This window comes from Actinoalloteichus spitiensis RMV-1378 (genome assembly GCF_000239155.1).
Classification (GTDB): Bacteria; Actinomycetota; Actinomycetes; order Mycobacteriales; family Pseudonocardiaceae; genus Actinoalloteichus_B; species Actinoalloteichus_B spitiensis.
In genome coordinates this window covers 1-1817 of record NZ_AGVX02000199.1, presented here as the reverse complement: position 1 = coordinate 1817, position 1817 = coordinate 1, and the positions used below count along the sequence as shown (strand labels likewise).

Annotated in this window: 2 protein-coding genes; one reads left to right on the top strand and one right to left on the bottom strand. The window is 73.6% G+C overall.

Translation table 11 applies throughout. The features are described 5' to 3' along the window. Nucleotides 1-86 precede the first annotated feature (86 nt). A complete protein-coding gene (locus ACTIDRAF_RS0210240) occupies nt 87-611 on the bottom strand; it encodes a DinB family protein (protein WP_016698645.1) in 525 nt (174 codons plus the stop codon). A gap of 235 nt (nt 612-846) precedes the next feature. Between ACTIDRAF_RS0210240 and panB the strand changes: the two genes are divergently transcribed. Next, nucleotides 847-1719 (top strand): 3-methyl-2-oxobutanoate hydroxymethyltransferase, encoded by an 873-nt coding sequence (panB, locus tag ACTIDRAF_RS0210235; protein ID WP_026065959.1) that lies wholly within the window; start codon nt 847-849, stop codon nt 1717-1719. The last annotated feature ends 98 nt before the right edge of the window (nt 1720-1817 follow it).

Genomic DNA, 1817 nt, shown 5'->3' with positions numbered 1-1817 from the left:
GGGAGCCGCTGCCGACCGGGTCCTGACCCGGTCGGCCCCCTGGTACGGGTGGTGGGGAGGGCGGGCGGCGGTCCCTGCCGCCCGCCTCACTCCCCGACCGTGCCGTCCAGGGCCTCGCGGAGCAGGTCGGCGTGACCGTTGTGCCGGGCGTACTCCTCCACCATGTGGACCAGGACCCAGCGCAGCGAGACCTGGCGGCCGTCCCGGGGCGGGCACTGGCGGAGCGCGTCGAGATCGGTCGCCTCGACCAAGGACCTGGCGTGGTCGACCTCCTCCCGCCAGGCGGCCCACGCGCGCTCCACCTCGGCCTCGGTGACGTTCTCCGGGGTGATGTCGAGGAGGTCCCCGTCGGGGTTAGCGGCGGAGTAGAAGCGCGCCGGCAGGTCCTGCTGGCCGAGGACGCGGCGGAACCAGTACCGCTCGACGTCGGCGAGGTGGCGGACCAGCCCCAGCAGGGACAGCACCGAGGGCGGGACGGCGCGGGTGGCCAGCTGCACCGGGGTCAGCCCGTCGCACTTGAGCCGCAGGGTCGCCCGGTGGAAGTCGAGGAACTGCGTCAACAGCTCCCGGTCGGTGCCCGATTCGGCGGGGGCCTGCCGGTCGAGGGTCACGTGTCCTCCTCTGACGTGCGCGGCGAAGGGCCCGCTCCGCCGCTGGAGACACGAGGCTAGTCGCACGGACCGTCCCGGGACGAGGCTTTTTCCCTCCTCTTCCTACCGCGTCGACGTGCGCTGTGAGGTCCCTCGCAACCCGGGCGTAGGGGGCGCGCGCCCGTGCCACCCTTCGGGGGAACCACTTCGCGACGACCCAGGGACCCGTGGTGGCCTTGAGGGAGGACGGTCGACGATGACTGCTGTTCGTGATTCGGCGGAGCGGGAGCAGCCCGCGCCGTACGGGACGGGCGCCGGCGCCAGGAGCAGGCCCACCCGGCGGGTGCGCATCCACCACCTGCGGGAGATGAAGGAGCGCGGCGAGACCTGGCCGATGCTCACCTCCTACGACATGTACACCGCCCGCATCTTCGACGAGGCGGGTATCCCGGTGCTGTTGGTGGGCGACTCGGCGGCCAACAACGTGTACGGGTACGAGAGCTCCCTCCCGGTGAGCATGGAGGAGATGCTGCCCCTGGTCCGGGCCGTCACCCGCTCGGTGAGCAGGAGCCTCGTGGTGGCGGACCTGCCGTTCGGGACCTACCAGGCCTCGCCGGAGCAGGCGATGTCCAACGCGACCCGCCTGATGAAGGAGGGCCTCGCCCACGCCGTCAAGCTGGAGGGCGGCCGGCCTTTCGTCCGCCAGGTCGAGGCGCTCGTGGCGGCCGGCATCCCGGTGATGGGCCACCTGGGCTTCACGCCGCAGAGCGAGCACGGCCTGGGCGGCTACCGGGTGCAGGGCAGGGGCGACGGCGCCGAGGAGCTGCTGGCGGACGCGCGGGCGCTCCAGGAGGCCGGGGCGTTCGCGGTGGTCCTCGAGATGGTGCCCGCCGATGTCGCGCGACGCATCACCGAGGAACTGGCCGTGCCGACCGTGGGCATCGGTGCCGGACCGCACTGCGACGGCCAGGTCCTGGTGTGGCAGGACATGGCCGGTCTCAACCAGGGTCGGAAGCCCCGGTTCGTGAAGCGGTACGCGGACGTGGCCGGGGTGCTGGGGGGCGCGGCCGCCGAGTTCGCCGAGGAGGTGCGTTCGGGGCGGTTCCCGGCGGAGGAGCACTCCTTCTGAGGGCGGCGTGCTGGTCCCCGGGCCTGGTCCCCGCACCCGGGTCCGGGGACCGCACCGCCGTCCTCCGCGGGTGGCGGACGGGCACCGGCGGGGGGGGG